Source organism: Pantoea sp. Taur (assembly GCF_009830025.1).
Lineage (GTDB): Bacteria > Pseudomonadota > Gammaproteobacteria > Enterobacterales > Enterobacteriaceae > Pantoea > Pantoea communis.
Map to the genome: position 1 here is coordinate 1 of NZ_SZZZ01000017.1, position 16723 is coordinate 16723.

Consider the following 16723-nt stretch of genomic DNA (forward strand, 5'->3'; position numbering starts at 1 on the left):
TAACCTTCTGAGGTTCATGATGGCGCAGATGGCGTACAGCCTGAAAGGCGTGGAACCTTATCAGATGAGTTTTAAGCAGTCCGCACTGTATCTGAGAAGTCATCTGAGCCTGCTACCGGGCATCTCACCGGGAAAAATACCGCGGATAATGGAAGAGATAATGGCGATGGCTCCAGGGCTGGTGCTGCCGGAAAGAAGAGTGCGGCATTACCCAAGGGCGGTAAAAAAGAGGCCACAACGTTATCCGTTGCGGCCTCCATTAAGATCTTAACTGACAAGCATTATCACTTAGTGAGCCTTTTTGATATTAACTGGCGGATGAATATATCGGGTACAGTCCGAGTAAAAGTCCCGATCCTAGGAAGATCATGCACAGCAGGAATGCCCACTTAAAGGTGTATTTCTGATGGTCGCTGAACTCAACACCTGCCAGGCCAACCAGCAAATAAGTTGAAGCCACAAGTGGACTCAAAAGATGCACGGGTTGTCCCACCAGTGAAGCTCTGCCAATTTCTGCTGCAGTAATACCATAAACCTTAGCCGCTTCTGCCAACACCGGCAGTACGCCGTAATAGAAGGCATCATTAGACATAAAGAACGTACCGGGCAAGCTAATCAGCGCTGTAATCGGAGCCAGATAAGGTCCCCACGCATCAGGTAATACGTCAAGCAATGTGCCTGACATCGCGGTTACCATTCCGGTGCCAGAAAGAATACCCGCGAAGATACCGGCAGCAAGGAAAATGGATGTCTGGTTAAGTGCTGCCGGTGCGTGCGCTGCGATGCGTTGGCGCTGTGCATCCAGATGCGGATAGTTAATTAGCAACGCGATGGCAAATGCGACCATAAACAGTACCGACAGGGGAAGAAGCTCCATCACCAGCGATGCCATTAAGACAATCGTTAGGACTGCATTCAGCCAGAACAGTTTTGGTCTGCGCAGTTCCTCATTCACATCATTAATGGCTGGCAGATAGCTCTCAGCATCCTCTTCCAGCACTGAGCCGTTACTATTCGTTTGAATACTGAGCTTACCCAAGCGGCGCCGCTCACGAATACCAATATACCAGGACAGCACCAGCACGCCGACAAGGCCGCACACCATCGTCGGAATTAGCGGGATAAACAATTCGCTGGATTCAACTTTCAAAGATGCCGACACACGTGCCAGCGGTCCGCCCCAGGGAAGAAGATTGGTTACACTGCCCGACAGGAACACTACACAGGTTAGCGCCAGCGGATCGAGGCGAATACGTTTGAACAGCGGCAACATCGCGGTGACGCAAATCATGTAGGTCGTTGAGCCATCACCGTCCAGCGAAACCATCGCCGCCAGCAGTGCAGTACACATAACGGCCTTTACGGGATCGCCATTAATAATTTTCAGGAAGAAGCGAATTATCGGATCAAATAAACCGGTATCAAACATGGTGCTGAAATAAAGAATGGCGAATATCACCATAATGGCCGTTGGGGCCACTTTCTTTAATCCCTCAATCATCATCTCGCCCATCTCACCACCAAAACCAGCAATGATGGCGAAGATAATCGGAATAATCGTTAATGCAACCAGTGCGGAAAGTCTTTTGGTCATAATCAGGATCATGAAGACCACGATCATGCCGTAACCCAGAAAAGAGAGCATAGAAGCCTCCAACGCATATATTGCTATATGCGTAATAAAAGTAGTTGTCATTATTAAAAAGTGTGGCTTAGATTTTATTAACTCATGTGCATTCCGCCATTTACGGAGAAGTTTGCCCCGGTGGCATAGCCTGCTTCATCTGACGCCAGCCAGGCACAAATCGAAGCGATTTCTTTTGGTGAGCCCAGGCGACGCACGGGAATTTCCTGCACAATTTTATCGATGACCTGCACAGGTGTGACCGTTTTCAGCTTGCTCGTCGCAAGATAGCCCGGGGAGACCGTGTTGACGGTGACGCCGCGCGCGGAAACCTCACGCGCCAGTGCTCGGGTAAAACCTCTCACTGCATATTTTGCGGTTGAGTAGTTTACCTGTCCAATCGTACCGACTTGAGCGTTTAAGGAGGATATATTAATTATCCTGCCCCACCCACGCGCCATCATTCCGTCAACGACCTGACGTGTAACGTTAAATAATGAGTTCATATTAATATCGATAACGGCTTTCCATTCTGGCGGCTGCATGTCACGAAATAAAACATTACGAGCCGTTCCTGAATTATTTATAAGCACGTCAACTTCGCCAACTTCAGCACGGATTTTTTCAAAAGCCTTAACGGTAGAATCCCAGTCTGCAACATTGCCTTCAGATGAAATAAAATCGAAACCTAATTTCTTATTATCATCAAGCCAGGTTTGTTTTCTTTTTGAGTCTGGCCCGCAACCAGCAATCACTTTAAAACCATCTTGAGCTAATCGACGACAGATTGCGGTTCCAAGACTGCCCATACCGGATGTGACATATGCGATACGTTGGGTCATACCCTTCTCCCAGATACATTTTTTTAACGGTTGTTTACTGCCTGTTAACAGTAAGCGGCGAGCAAGGAATTTCTGCAATGTAGGTTTGCTGGAAATGTGAGCGAGATCGTTCATTTTTTGCATTTGAAGTTAATTAAATGCACATTGCGCGCCCGAATTTATAATTGCACCTGTCTTGAATGGCCACTTCAATCCGCTCTAACCCATGTTATTACTGATGAATGGCTAAAAGTTGCGACGCAGATCACTTTGCCACGTTTGCACTTGTGTAATCATAAATGCAAATAACGGGGGTGTTGATGACAACTTTTGCATATGTTGGCTGCCGTACGTCAACCTGGCGCGGGGCTAGAGGTAAAGGTATTGAGGTGTTTCGCATCACAGATTCTGGTGTATGGCACCATCTGCAGCGCATTGAGTCTGTTCAGGAAAATCCTTCATGGTTAACGTTAGACTCAGAGCGTAAACGCTTGTATGCATTGCATGGGGATGGCGATCGAGTCGCGATTTATGATCGTGATGAGAATACTGGCTTGCTGACATTAATCAGCGATCAAACAACTGGACCTCGCCACCCCAATCCGGCACTTGACCCGAAGCGTCGAAACAATCCCGTCGGCAGTGCGCTGACACCAGACAATACCGTGTTGCTGATTGCGAATCATGAAGGCGGCAATATTGCAGCACTAACCATCGATCCTAATGGTCTGGACGCGCCATCACATCTGGCTTATGTGGAAGGTCGCCCGCAGGATGATGCTCCGTCACTTTCACGACCGCATGAAATTGTTTTTGCACCATCGAGCGCGTATTTTGCTGTTCCGATGCAGGGACGTCCCGCTGGTAATGGCATCGACATGGTGTGCCTTTATCACTGGAATGGCATCCAGTCTGAGCTATCTGACGAAGTACAACTGGCTGAGGGCAGCTGGCCTCGCCATGTTGATTTTCATCCCAGCGGGCAATGGCTGTATGGCGTTAGCGAACTCAGCAGCACTGTAAGCGTATTTGCCGTGGATTTGACGCAGGGCAAATTAACGCTAATTCAGAGCCTTTCTGCATTACCTGAAGGTTACACGATGCGCAGTGACGCGAGTGAAATTGAGGTTCACCCTTCCGGTCGTTTTCTCTATGCAGCTAATCGGGGTCATGACAGCATTGCAGTATTCGCGATAGATGCACAAAACGGCGCGCTTGAGCCAATTGGTTGGGTGCCTTGCGGTGGAAAAACGCCTCGTTTCACCACACTATCACCTGATGGCACGCAGTTTTATAGCGCCAACGAAGATTCAGATACCATCCAAGTCTTCAACGTGGATCTCAGCAGCGGTATGTTGATGAAAACCGACATTGTTATTGAAGCGGCCAGCCCGACCTGCATTTGCTTTGCCTGAAAAATAAACCTGTTAGCCTAGACTGACAGGTTCTAACGCTATTATTTGCCATCCTTAATCTCGCATCTTTCCACTGGCACAAGGCTTTTGAGCAAGGTCTTAACCGATGGGGAAGCATGTGCATAATTTTTGACCCCAACTAACAGCTCTCTGCTTGCCCAGGTTTCAGCCAGAGGGATGCTTCTGACCCCGTTAAGCAGGGCGGACGGAGAGATCTCATTGACCGGTAAAATGGCTATGCCAAGCTGGTGACTGACCAATTCCGCCATTGACACAAAACTACTGACGCGCAGCCCGATATTGAGTGTTTTTCCCAGCTTGCGTGCTTCCCTGTCAAGAATATGGCTGACCGCACTGTCACGATGCGGGCCAATAATTTTTTCATCAATGACATCTATAAGCTTCAGGGAAGTGCGATCTGCCAACGGGTGGGCTGGCGACACCATCACCGCAAGGTGATCGTGTTGCCATGGCCAGATTTCTATGCCTGACGATGTTGTCCAGCTGGAGAAAATCCCCACGTCAGCGCTGCCTTCCAGCACCCCCTGCACCACGCCTATGCCGATATGTTCTTCGATATCGATATCGGTTTGTGGGTAATTTCCCAAAAATTGCCCAACAGCCTGCGGCAGACAATGCATCAGCGCTGCTGAAATGGTGTAGATGCGAATATGGCCTCGTACACCTGCGGCATAATCACTCAACTCCTCTTCCATTTGTTCCAGATTGCGAAATACCTGACGGGCATGGTAGAGCAAGGAGTGGCCAGCGGGTGTCAGTTCAATGCCACGCGGCAGCCGCAACATCAACTGTGTGCCAACCTGCTGCTCCAGTTCGGCAATGCGTTTGCTCACCGCCGATACGGCAGTGTGCTTGCGGTGCGCTGCGCGCGTCAGGTTCTGCTCTTCAGCAACGGCCACAAAAATTGATAACGACACCAGATCGTAACGCATCGGACTATCCACTCATTGTTTCAATGTTTGCTGAATAACATACGGCAAAATACCACCGTGACGGAGATAACGTAGCTCCTGGTGTGAATCAATAACTGCTAAAAGGCTAATTTTCGCCAGCAGCTCACCATCGCGGTTGATATACAACCAGAGCGGGTTACAGCCAGGCTGCAGCGATTCTAATCCAGTGAAATTGAGTGTTTCACTGCCATCCATTTGAGGTAATCGTTCTGCTTCACCGGGTGCAAAGTGCAGCGGCAGAATCCCCATGCCGATGAGATTGGTGCGATGGATACGCTCAAAGCTTTTAGCCACCACAGCTTTCACGCCCATTAATGCCTGAGCTTTGGCTGCCCAGTCGCGGCTTGATCCGGCACCGTAACGCTCGCCAGCAAATACCACTAACGGTAAACTCTCTGCAAGCCAACTCTGAGCGGCTTCATAAGCTGGCAGGATATGTTGATGCCCTGCATCCCAGGCAAAACCACCGCCACCGCGCCGTTCTTCGGGTAACAGGCGATTAGCCAGTGCTTTGTTAGTGAAAGCACCACGCACCATTACTTCATGATTACTGCGACGTGTGGAGTAAAGATTCAGGTCCTGTGGATCTTCATTGCGGTCTAACAGCCATTTTCCCGCCAGGCTACTGGCGTGAATAGCACCGGCGGGTGAGATGTGGTCGGTCGTTACGTCATCACCAAACCACAGGAAGGGCCGCGCGTCGCGAAGCGTTAAAGGGTCTTTGGCGTCACGCGGCAACTTGTCCAGATATCCCGGACGGCGCAGATATGTTGAGGCGTCTTCCCACGGATAATGAACGCTGCCCGGTGCGGCAATTTGCTGCCAGTGGGGAGTGCCCTGCCAGATGATGTCACGACGCTTAACGTAAAAGTCGCGCTTCATAATTTTTTTGACCCAAAGCTGCACCTCTTCCCGGCCTGGCATTAAATCCCGCATATAAATCGGCCGCTGATCTTTATCATTGCCTAATGGGTCATAGAGCATGTCATGCGACATATGACCCGCCAGCGCCCAGGCGATTACCAGCGCGGGAGATGTCAGGTAGCCGTGGCCAAGACTAGGGTTAACACGGCGCGGGAAATTACGGTTGCCGGACAATACGCATACCGCCTGAAGCCCTTCATTCACCAGTTCTTCCATCGCCGGTTGGAGCGCACCTGAGCTACCAATACAGGTCATGCAGCCATATCCGGCAACATCATAGCCAACTTTTTCAAGTTCATTCAGCAGCCCGGACTCGCCGAGATAATCGGTCACCGCACGTGAACCCGGTGAAAATGATGTTTTGACCCAGGGCTTAGGTTTCAATCCATGACGGGCCGCATTACGTGCGAAGAGTGCCGCCTGTACCACTAACCAAGGATTGGCCGTCGTGGTGCAACTGGTTATGGCAGCAATGGCAATTGCCCCTTGATGGATAGGCTCGGGATACGCTTCATGCTTCCAGCTGCGTGATTGAGCTTCAACGGAAATACTTTGCCTAAAGCTCTCAGCAGCATAACTTAATGGGATCTGCTGATGCGGATTCACCGGCCCGGCCATACTTGGTTCAATGCTGCCAAGATCCAGCTCAATCAGCTGCGTGAAATGGGGTTGCGGCATTTCCGGGCTGCGCCACAAATGCTGTGCCTGCATATAGCCCTTAATCAGCGCCTGTTTCTCTTCACTTCTTCCGGTCATACAGACGTAGTCCACGCTGCACTGATCAAAGGGAAAAAACACCACGGTAGCGCCGTATTCCGGGGCCATATTGGCGATGGTGGCGCGAGACTCCAGTGGCAACAGATGCAGTGATGGCCCTGTAAATTCAACAAATTTTCCGACAACACCCTGTTCACGCAGCAGACGGGTTACGTGTAGTGCAAGATCGCTCTCACTAACGTCAGCAGACAGTTTTCCTGAGAGCGAGATACCGATTACTTCTGGAAAACGTAGCGTAACCGGTTCGCCTAGTAACGCGGCTTGACCTTCAAGTCCACCCACGCCCCAGCCAAGAATCCCGAGTGCGTTAATCATCGGCGTATGGCTGTCGGTGGCAATCATGTAATCCGCGTGCAGCAGCGGAATGGCTTCACGATCATCAACAGTTGCCACCTCTGCAATCGCTTCAAGGTTCATCAGATGAATGATGCCGGTTCCGGGAGGGATGACACGGAAATTATCCAGGCTTTGCTCTGCCCAACGAATGAAGCGATAGCGTTCCGCATTGCGGCGAAAATCAAATTGCAGGTTTTCTTCCAGTGCGCTGGATGATGCATAGCCCTCAACAATCACCGAGTGATCGATAGTCAGCACTGCCGGAATAAGCGGATTAATGGCGCGGGCATCGCCACCCAACTCTGCCGCCAGATCACGCATTGCGGCGAAGTCCGCTAATGCAGGCAAACAGGTTGTGTCATGGAACATCAGACGATCGGGATAAAAAGCCACTTCTTCATAAGCGGCTTCCCCGGACAGCATGCGGAGAAATCCATGCAGCGTTTCTGGTGAACGTAACGCGACGTTCTCCAGCAGGATGCGCAAGCTGTAAGGCATTTGCTGCAGCTGTTCCAGCGATAGCAAACGGCTTAAATCGATGAAGTGATATTTAGAGCCGTTTATAACTAACTCAGAGCGTTCCAGAGATAAGAGCAATGTCATACAAACCTTCCGTAACCGAATTTATTCTTATGTTCTTGAAGGGATAACGATGACAGGGCTAAAAGAGAATGAAAATTGAACGTTTGATAAGGAAGCGTTCTCAAAATGAGAACGATTCACGGGGGGCTACTGTTCGGCTAAATGACGTTCAATGATGTCTTGCACAGAGCCATCCTGCTGCCATCGCGTCAAAAGTTCAGTAATTTTTAGGTGTAAATCCGCTTTCTCATGCGGTACGCAAATAGCCTGATTGATTTGTCCAAAGTTATCTGGCAACACCCGGAAACCTCGATTTTCCCGTGCTGCACGCTCAAGTGGTTGTCGAATACCAGCCGCCATATCGCCTTCTCCGTTGAGAAACACATCAATCGCCGCCTGCGAAGAATCGAGTCGATTAAGCGTGGCGCGCTGCATTTCACGCGAAAGATGCAGGTCGTAAGCTGCTCCTTTGCCCACGTTAATAACGACACCTTCTCTATCCATTTGATTAACGCTTTGCCAGTTGCTGTCAGCCTTGACCAGTACCGTACCCTGAATCGTGATGTAAGGCTGCGTAAAACGCAGCACCTCTTCACGTTTTGGATCGACAGCCAGAAAAGCAATATCCCAGACGTCATGTTGTGCTGCATCAACCACTTTGCCTGCGGTCGGGTAAGTCACGAAATGGGCATCTGTATTCATTGCAGCGGCAATGCGATTGGCGATCTCTACCGTGATACCGCCCGCCGATCCATCGGGCAATACTTTTGCCAGAACAGCATTACCGAGATTGATAGCGAAACGTATTGGATTAGCGGTGGCTGGCATGCGGTTCCTCCGGGAAGCTGTCGTTGTTTTCCTGCTTGGGCTCGAAGTTCAGGCGCTGGATTTTACCGGCGACAAATAGATAACAGCAGAGATTCAGGAAGGCGCAAACGCCAACGAATATCAGCGCGCCGTTAAATGAACCGGTATCATGAATGATATACGCGATGATAATGGGCGTGAAAATGCCTGAAATATTGCCAATCATGTTGAACAACCCGCCGCTTAGACCGACCGCTTCCTTCGGCGAGAAGTCAGAGACTACACACCAACCCATTGCGCCAAAGCCTTTGCCGAAGAACGCCAGCGACATAATTGCTACCACAACCCATGCGGAATCAACGTAATTACAAACCACCATGCTCACGGCGAGTAGCATGCCAATCACGATTGGTGTTTTACGTGCAGCCGACAAACTGAATCCGCGAGCCAGCATTGCATCTGACAGCACCCCGCCAAGTAGCGCACCCGCACAGCCGCATAGTGCAGGGAGGGAAGCAACAAAACCGGCTTTAAGAATCGTCATGCCACGATCGTGTACCAGATAAACCGGGAACCAGGTGAGGAAGAAATACGAGAGCACGGTGAAGAAAAACTGTCCCATGTATACACCGAGCGCCAGGCGGCTGGTGAGCAACTTACGCGTATATCCTTTACCGCTTTTATCACCTTTTTTGCTGACCTTCATGTTAGTTAAGCCACCGCCGGACTGAATATATTCCAGCTCAACGTCATTCACTAACGGATGTACTTTTGGCGTATCCGCCAGCACGCGATGCATTATCAGTGAAACTAAAATGCCAAGACCACCCATAAACCAGAATACCGACTCCCAGCCGAAGGTATAAGAGAACCAGCCCATTAATGGCAGGAAAACGACAAGCGCAAAATATTGCGCGGCGGTAGTGAATCCGGAGGCTTTACCACGCTCTTTTGCCGGGAACCATGCGGCGAGAAAGCGGGAGTTTGCCGGAAGAGTCGGCGCTTCTATCAACCCCATCATAAAGATGAAGCCAAACATCATAATTCGCGTCACCCAGACGTTATCGAATGAGGTACTGAACCCGACAAGGAATACAAAAAAGGACCAGGTAAAAACGCCTGTTACCAGCACTTTTTTGGAACCAAAGCGATCGAGTAGCCAGCCGCCGGGATATTGCCCAAGAACATAAGCCCAGGTGAAGGTAGAAATAAGATAGCCCAGCGCTACAATATCCAGGCCGGCAGATTTCATCATATCAGTGCCAGCTATCGAGAAGGTGGCGCGATCGCCATGATTGAGTGCAATACTGAGAAACACCATCAGCAAAATCATATAGCGATAGTGAGTAGGTTTATTTTTTCGTGCAGTAGAGTTCAGCGTATCCATTATATTCGGCCTTATTTGGCATTCGACTCTGTAAATCGGTAAAGGTCAGCCGGATTCGACACAAACAATTTATGTCGTACCTGTTCGTTACTTGCCCAGTTAAATATTTGTGAAAGGATTAATGCATCATCTGGCATATTTTTATTCGCGCTAATTAAATTGGGATGCGGCCAGTCGCTGCCCCACAACACGCGTTCCGTTGCTTCATGTAAAAACGCCTTTATCACATTTGCCATATCAGAAACATCAGTGCGAGTTGACTGGTGATAGAGCGCTGAAAGTTTCACCCAACAACGCCCCTGATCGATTAATTCCCATGCCAGTCGCCATGTCTGATGATTTAGTGGCTCTGGCTGTGGCAGACGGAAAAAGTGATCAATGACCAGATTTCCAGGCACCTGCAACAGCAAGGAACGCAGTGCCCACAGCGTATCTGCAGTGGCGTGAACCTGAATATGCCAACCTCGTTCCGCTAGCCTGTGCGCTAGAGGAAGAAGCATTTCAGGGGTTGTCGCGCTCCCTGCTCCGAAATTAAAACGCACCCCCGTAACACCCGCGCTGCCAAGGCTGTTCAGCTCACTGTCGGTGACACAATCTGTCACCACAGCTTCACCACGCGTATTGCCACCGAATTGCGTCAAGGCGTCCACTAAACAGCGATTATCGGTACCGTATGAAGAAGGTTGCACAACAACATGCCTACTGAAACCGAGGTGATTTTTAAAATGGCGATAATCATTAACTGTGGCGTCAGGCAGATCACGTTTATCATCTGGCGCATAGGGGAATCGCCGATCAAATATATGATGGTGGCAGTCGCAGCTATGTGGCGGTAAATCGATGTCAGGCAGAGAAGAAATAGCGCTGTATTTCACCTCTTCTGTTAATTGATGGCTGTTCACGGCCTTGCCTTAATTTTGATTAACTCATCAAACGCTTTAATTTCGCCACAGCGGCCTGAGGACTACTTAATACCGGGCACGTCACTGCGGCCTGGGCACTTTCAAATGCCACTTCCATAGAGAAATGGGCCAGCACAATGGCATCGGCCTGCTGATTCTGACTCGCGGCTTCAATGATCAGTTTATTGTGCAGCGCTACGTCGCCTACGTTCAATGCATCACGCGCTCCTGCAACCACTATGGCAGTCATTTTTGCATTTGATTGTTTGGCAGAGGCGAGCTCACGAAATTCGACTTCCATCCCTGCTACGGCTGGGGCGAACGTGGCGAGCATAACTATGTCATCACCATGCTCTAATGCGGCTTCAAACATGGCTTCGTTCGGTTTTAAAACTGGAAGCGTGTGCTGCCTTGCGCAATCATCAATTGCGCTACCAAAGGCTGAACAGGTAAACAGCACTGCAGCTGCATCAATACTTATCGCGTACTCAACCAACGAGTGAATGCGCTTGTTCAGACGTGGGCTGACTTCAGTGACTTTCGCGCGATCGGTGCTTAGGGCATCATCCAGCAAGTTACTGATTTCAGCTTCCGGCCACTGTTTAGAAAAGGTGTCATTGATGGGTGCGACCGCCAGCGGCGTCGCGTGAATCATTACAATCCGTTGGCTCATCGTCTTCTCCGCGAAACCGAACCGCTGCACTTAGCAGCGGTTCGATATCAGCTATTACGCGCGAATAACCGCAGCAACTTTCTCTGCAAATGCTTTGGTACCGCAGTTGCCACCCAGATCAGGGGTGCGGGTTTCTGGGTTTTCCAATACTTCATCGACAGCCCGGTTAATCTCTTCAGAAGCCTTGAGGAATTTAGGCTGGTTATGCTTCTCCGCATACCATGCCAGCATCATTGCGGCAGAAAGGATCATCGAAACCGGGTTGGCTTTATCCTGATTCTGGATATCCGGTGCTGAACCATGCTGTGCTTGTGCGCAACAAAGGGTGTCGCTGGCCATAATGGAGCCTGCAAGACCCAGGCTACCTGACAATTCACTTGCCAGATCGCTGATGATGTCGCCATAGAAGTTGGTGGCGACCAGCACATCGAAACGCTCTGGGTTACGCACCAGGTGCGCAGTTGAAGCATCAACCAGCAGGTCATCCAGCTCGACTTCCGGGAAGTCTTTTGCCACATCACGCACGGCTTCGAGGAACAAGCCATCGGTCATATGGAAGCTGTTGGCTTTATGAATCGCTGTCACTTTCTTCTTACGTTGCATCGCCAGCTCGAAGGCTTTGCGCGCGATACGCTCTGAGCAGTGGCGGGTAATTTTACGTGTAGACAATGCCATATCCGGGCTTGGCATCACTTCACCCCAGCCGCGTGTCATGTTGCGGTCCGGGTAAAAGCCTTCGGTAGCTTCACGCATGATCACCAGATCCATTGACTTGCCCTCTTTCATGTTCGAGGTCAGGAATGGACGGGTACGGGCTGGACGCACGTTAGCGTAAAGGTCGAGGCCGATACGGAAGCCAGCAGACACGTTACGGCCACCTTTCTCAGGTGCCGGGTAATCAGCATGTGACTGCGTACCCAGAATTATGCCGTCATAGGTTTTCGCTTTGTCTAACGATTCCTGACGCAGGGTTGTTCCATGCAGCTCCAGGCTTTTGAAGCCCACATCTTCGTAATCAAACTCAAAACCCAGGCCGAAAGCTTTGTCGAGAGAAGTCAGCACGGTTACCGCTGCTGAGGTGATTTCAGGGCCGATACCGTCGCACGGCAAAACCAGAATACGCATATACACTCCAAATGATTTATCGGTTTCGATTGCATTTTTATACCAATAAATGCACTAGATGCAAGGTGATGGAGATCACATTTATCATACAAAAAAATCACATTCATATTTTATTGTTAATTATCAATGTACTACATGAAAATTAATTCATCAGGCCTTACATCATGCATCCAGCCATAGTCCCGGGAACTCATTTAAAAGAGCCTGATAAGTCGATTTTAGCCACTATTTGTGATCAACCCCACAATTTAACATTGATCGTATTTGCATTTATGTAATCACAAAAGCAGTATGTTTCGAATTCAAGAAAGCTAAGGAAACGATCATGACGAAGTTAGGCGTCATTGCCGATGACTTTACCGGCGCAACCGACATAGCCAGCTTTATGGTGAATGCAGGCTGGAAAGTGGTGATGTTTAATGGGGTGCCATCGCAGGCATTCGATGCAACAGATGTTGATGCAATCGTGATTGCATTGAAGAGCCGATCGATTCCACTAACTGATGCAGTCCATCAGTCACTTTCAGCGTCTGACTGGTTAAAATCGCAAGGGTGCCAGCGTCAGCTTTTCAAATACTGCTCAACTTTTGATTCGACTGAACAGGGCAATATCGGTCCGGTTACCGATGCGCTAATGAAAAACCTTAACACCGCAATGACGCTGATCTGTCCGGCGGTACCCGACAATCAGCGTACTATCATTCATGGGCATCTCTTCGTGAAAGGCGAACTGCTCAACGAGAGCGGTATGCAGCACCATCCTGTCACGCCAATGACTCAGTCTTCGTTGAAAAAACTAATGGAAATGCAGTCGACTGGATTTTGCGGCAATGTCTCATTCGACTGTGTGAAAAATCGTACAGATGAGATTGCAGCGCAGCTTGATGCGCTGGCGGCCAGTAAAGCGAAGTATGTGATTTTTGATGTATTAGACAATGCGGATTTACTCACCGTTGCGCGCGCGACGCAGCATTTCCCTCTAGTTACCGGTGCTGCTGGGTTGGGCTATGCAATCGCCGCGCTGGATACTAAACAGCTTACTTCAACAAAAAGCTCGATTGAGATTGCAGCCTCAGGTTCCAGCGTCGTTCTGTCTGGCAGTTGCTCTTCAATGACCAATCAGCAGGTTGATTTTTACCAACAGCTCGCCCCATCGCTGGCGCTGGATGTGGAAAAAATCATTCACGATCAGGGCTATTTGCACACTGTTTTTGATTGGGTTCAGGAATATAAAGATGCCACTCTGGCACCGCTGGTTTATGCCACACAGCCACCACAAATTATCGAAATCATTCAGAGAAACTATGGCGCAGCGCTGGTTAGCGAAAAGATTGAAAACTTCTTCGCTAATCTTGCGCGGCATTTAAGCAGTGCCGGATTCAATAAATTCATCGTGGCGGGTGGCGAAACCTCTGGCGCTGTCACGCAGGGACTGGATATCAACGGCATGGTGATTGGCGAAGCTGTTGCACCAGGCGTGCCGTGGACACAGGTTCTTGGTGAAGATAAATGGGTGATTCTCAAATCTGGAAACTTTGGTAATAGCGATTTCTTCCTCAAAGCACAGGAGTATTTCCATGAGTGAAGCACAGTTACGCCAGGATTTGGTGCGTTACGCCCGTTCAATGTATGAACGTGGTTACAGCAGCGGTGGCGCAGGCAACATCAGTTTAAAATTGCCGGATGGCAACGTGCTGGCGACGCCGACTAATTCAAGCTTCGGCGATCTCGATGCCGAAGAACTGAGTAAAGTCACCATGCAAGGTGAGCTACTATCGGGACAAAAAGCATCCAAAGAAGTGCTGATGCATCTGGCTATGTACCGCCAGCGTCCGCAGTGTGGAGCCATTGTTCACTTACATTCGCCATGGCTGACCGCGCTATCATGCATGCCCGGTTTGAATTATGAAAATGCTCTACCACCTATCACTCCTTACTATGTGATGCGCGTGGGCAAACTGCCAGTCGTTCCTTATATTCGGCCTGGTTCGCCGCTTATTGCTGATGAAGTAGAAAAGCTCGCGGTTAACCACAATTCTATTTTGCTGGCAAACCACGGACCGATTATTTCCGGCAAGAATATCCGTGAAGCAGTATTTAATGCCGAAGAATTAGAAGAAACGGCAAAGCTTTATTTCATGCTTAAACCTTTTGGCATGAATACATTGACATCAGAAAACGTCAACGAATTAGATTCACTATTTAATATGAAGTGATTTAAAAAAATACCTGGCCAATTTATTGGTCAGGGTAATCTGTATCTGAAAATCATAAAATTATAATCGGAACTAATTATGTCATTAATGCTGATCACCGGGATCGTCATGTTCATCGTACTGACCTGGTGTTTACTCAAAAATACGTTTCCTCCGGGAATTCTGTTTATCATCTTACCTACTGTTGCAGCTTTAGTCTGTGGCTTCGGTTTCAAAGAGCTGGGTGAATATGTCGCGCTTGGCCTGAAATCCGTGGTGGGCACTGCAACGTTGGTTGCTTTTAGCGCCATGTTCTTCACTCTGATGAAGGAAGCCGGTGTATTCGATGTTATTGTGCGATTTATTTTACGCTTCGTAACACCCTCCACATTTTCCGTATTGCTGGCAACGTTGGTGATTGCCTCAATCTGTAGCCTCGACGGCAATGCCTACGCCACTTTATTGGTTACTGTTCCAGCACTGCTGCCTATTTATGAAAAGATGAATATCAGTAAAAAGACGCTATTGCTGCTGGTAACAGTCGGTGTGGGCGTTACAGGTATCACGCCGTGGGGTGGTTCTCTCAATCGCGCTATCGCCGTGACGCATCTGGATATCCTTGAGGTTTACTATAAGCTGCTTCCCCTGCAAGGTGTCCTGTTTGTACTTGGCATTATCTTGTGTTGGTACATGGCTAGAGTGGAAAACCGCAGCGGTTCCGGCATTACGCCTGAAGCATTCCATATAATGCGTCAGGAAATGTTGAATCCTACACACAGTCCTAATCCGTGGTTATTAAAACTCAACTTTGCGTTAGTCATAGCCACCATCGTCATTCTGGTATCCGGTTGGGTAGCCGGTAATTTCTTGTTCATGATTGCATTTTCATTAGCAGTAATTATTAACTATCCTGATGCGAAAAAGGCGCAGCAAAAGATTAAAGAGTATGCCGTCACTATCTTCCCGGTCATTGTAATCTTTCTAACGATCGGCGTATTTGTTGGTATTTTGCAAAATACCGGAATTATTAAAGTATTGGTTAATGAACTTGCGGAAATATTTCCAACTAGCCTTGGGCCTTACTTGTATTTGATTTTGGCTGCATTCAGTGTACCTATCGTCATTCTGATTGGTTCTGATGCTTTCTATTTTGCCTTACTTCCTCTGGCCGTTGGATTGGGGCAAAGCTTCAACGTATCTCCACTGCATGTGACCATAGCCATGCTTATCACCGAGCAGATTGGCTTACTACTTAGCCCAGTAATCCCGGCTACGCATTTGGGACTTAGCCTGCTGGGCCTTCGAGTGGACGAACATGTTCGACACTCGATGATGAAGGTCTGGATCATGAGTGTATGTGCGTTACTGGCGGCAATCACGTTCAATATCATCCCAGTATAACTATGATCCCCGCTGAACGGCACCAACACATTATCGAAGCGCTTAGAGAGCAGTCTTTTCTTAGCATGGCAACATTGGCACAGATGCTTAGCGTATCAGAAATGACAATCCGTCGTGATGTGGCTGAATTGTCCTCCAGAGGAGCGTTACTGGCAGTTCGTGGCGGGGTCAAATCACTAGCAATCCCCACTTCTGGATCTATGAGAGAAATAGAAAATCGTCTATTGCTACGTGCAGCCCTAAGCTATCTGGAAGGATGCCGGGTTATATTCTTTGACAGCGGCGTAATCTGCCGGCAGCTAGCACACCTTATTCCCTGGTCATCTGGAATGACTGCAGTCACCAATGATTTCAATATCGCTCATGACATTATGCGCCATACGCAAGCACAACTGCTTTTCATCGGCGGGGAATTGAATCGTAATGACAGTAGTTGCCATAAAGTTCTGGCTCTTAACTCTCTGGAAAAGTTGAACTTTGAATTACTCTTTCTTTCTCCCGGTAGCTGGAATGAGAAAGGGATATGGCATCATGAAGAACATCGCCAGGCATGGTATTCCCAGCTAATGAGTATATCGCACCGTAAAGTAATTCTGGCAGAAAGTGGTAATTATGATCAAAGAGGGATGTTTAAACTGTATTCTTTAGCCGATGCGGACGTTGTTATTTCTAATAAGATTTCCATTGAGCGACTTCTTAACGGAAGCATCGATCCACTTAAACTCCATCCGGTTTCGCCAATAGTGTAATAGTTTGCTGAGCTATTCACCTTTAAAAGAT

The 16723-nt window shown here is 48.9% G+C and carries 14 protein-coding genes and 1 pseudogene; 6 read left to right on the top strand and 9 right to left on the bottom strand.

Annotated features, from left to right (window positions below; translation table 11 throughout):
- Positions 1-271, top strand: a pseudogene (locus FD744_RS25645) (IS4 family transposase); the annotation flags it as partial.
- Between the two features lie 36 nt (positions 272-307).
- Here FD744_RS25645 and FD744_RS19525 read toward each other — a convergent pair.
- Positions 308-1645, bottom strand: a complete 1338-nt coding sequence (locus tag FD744_RS19525) for a CitMHS family transporter (RefSeq protein ID WP_160869085.1) — start codon at positions 1643-1645, stop codon at positions 308-310.
- 77 nt (positions 1646-1722) lie between these two features.
- Entirely contained in the window at positions 1723-2466 is a 744-nt protein-coding gene (phbB, locus tag FD744_RS19530) for an acetoacetyl-CoA reductase (RefSeq protein WP_160869033.1), read from the bottom strand.
- Positions 2467-2765: 299 nt separating this feature from the next.
- Between phbB and FD744_RS19535 the strand changes: the two genes are divergently transcribed.
- Positions 2766-3860 (top strand): lactonase family protein, encoded by a 1095-nt coding sequence (locus tag FD744_RS19535; RefSeq protein WP_160869034.1) that lies wholly within the window; start codon positions 2766-2768, stop codon positions 3858-3860.
- A 41-nt stretch (positions 3861-3901) separates the two neighbouring features.
- On the opposite strand, the gene FD744_RS19540 is transcribed toward FD744_RS19535, so the two are convergent.
- The 7 genes from FD744_RS19540 to FD744_RS19570 form a co-directional block, all read right to left on the bottom strand.
- Positions 3902-4813, bottom strand: coding sequence for a LysR family transcriptional regulator (locus FD744_RS19540; protein WP_160869035.1), 912 nt, complete (start codon positions 4811-4813; stop codon positions 3902-3904).
- Positions 4814-4825: 12 nt separating this feature from the next.
- The gene (locus FD744_RS19545; RefSeq protein WP_160869036.1) at positions 4826-7474 is read right to left on the bottom strand and encodes an aconitate hydratase; all 2649 of its coding nucleotides are present in this window, start codon (positions 7472-7474) and stop codon (positions 4826-4828) included.
- A 126-nt stretch (positions 7475-7600) separates the two neighbouring features.
- Entirely contained in the window at positions 7601-8281 is a 681-nt protein-coding gene (locus FD744_RS19550) for a transporter substrate-binding domain-containing protein (RefSeq protein WP_160869037.1), read from the bottom strand.
- A complete protein-coding gene (locus FD744_RS19555) occupies positions 8265-9647 on the bottom strand; it encodes an MFS transporter (protein ID WP_160869038.1) in 1383 nt (460 codons plus the stop codon). Before FD744_RS19555 ends, FD744_RS19550 begins: the two co-directional genes overlap by 17 nt.
- An 11-nt stretch (positions 9648-9658) precedes the next feature.
- Positions 9659-10549: an amidohydrolase family protein gene (locus FD744_RS19560; protein WP_160869039.1), complete on the bottom strand. Its 891-nt coding sequence runs from the start codon at positions 10547-10549 to the stop codon at positions 9659-9661.
- Between the two features lie 19 nt (positions 10550-10568).
- Positions 10569-11222 (bottom strand): arylsulfatase, encoded by a 654-nt coding sequence (locus tag FD744_RS19565; RefSeq protein ID WP_160869040.1) that lies wholly within the window; start codon positions 11220-11222, stop codon positions 10569-10571.
- 54 nt (positions 11223-11276) lie between these two features.
- Positions 11277-12347: an isocitrate/isopropylmalate dehydrogenase family protein gene (locus FD744_RS19570; RefSeq protein ID WP_160869041.1), complete on the bottom strand. Its 1071-nt coding sequence runs from the start codon at positions 12345-12347 to the stop codon at positions 11277-11279.
- Between the two features lie 325 nt (positions 12348-12672).
- Between FD744_RS19570 and otnK the strand changes: the two genes are divergently transcribed.
- From otnK to FD744_RS19590, 4 genes are all read left to right on the top strand, one after another.
- Positions 12673-13932: a 3-oxo-tetronate kinase gene (gene otnK, locus FD744_RS19575; RefSeq protein ID WP_160869042.1), complete on the top strand. Its 1260-nt coding sequence runs from the start codon at positions 12673-12675 to the stop codon at positions 13930-13932.
- Complete coding sequence (locus tag FD744_RS19580; RefSeq protein WP_160869043.1) at positions 13925-14563, top strand: aldolase; 639 nt, start codon at positions 13925-13927, stop codon at positions 14561-14563. The genes otnK and FD744_RS19580 overlap by 8 nt, the downstream gene beginning before the upstream one ends.
- Positions 14564-14641: 78 nt before the next feature.
- Positions 14642-15943, top strand: coding sequence for an SLC13 family permease (locus FD744_RS19585; RefSeq protein WP_160869044.1), 1302 nt, complete (start codon positions 14642-14644; stop codon positions 15941-15943).
- A gap of 2 nt (positions 15944-15945) precedes the next feature.
- Entirely contained in the window at positions 15946-16692 is a 747-nt protein-coding gene (locus tag FD744_RS19590) for a DeoR/GlpR family DNA-binding transcription regulator (RefSeq protein WP_160869045.1), read from the top strand.
- The last annotated feature ends 31 nt before the right edge of the window (positions 16693-16723 follow it).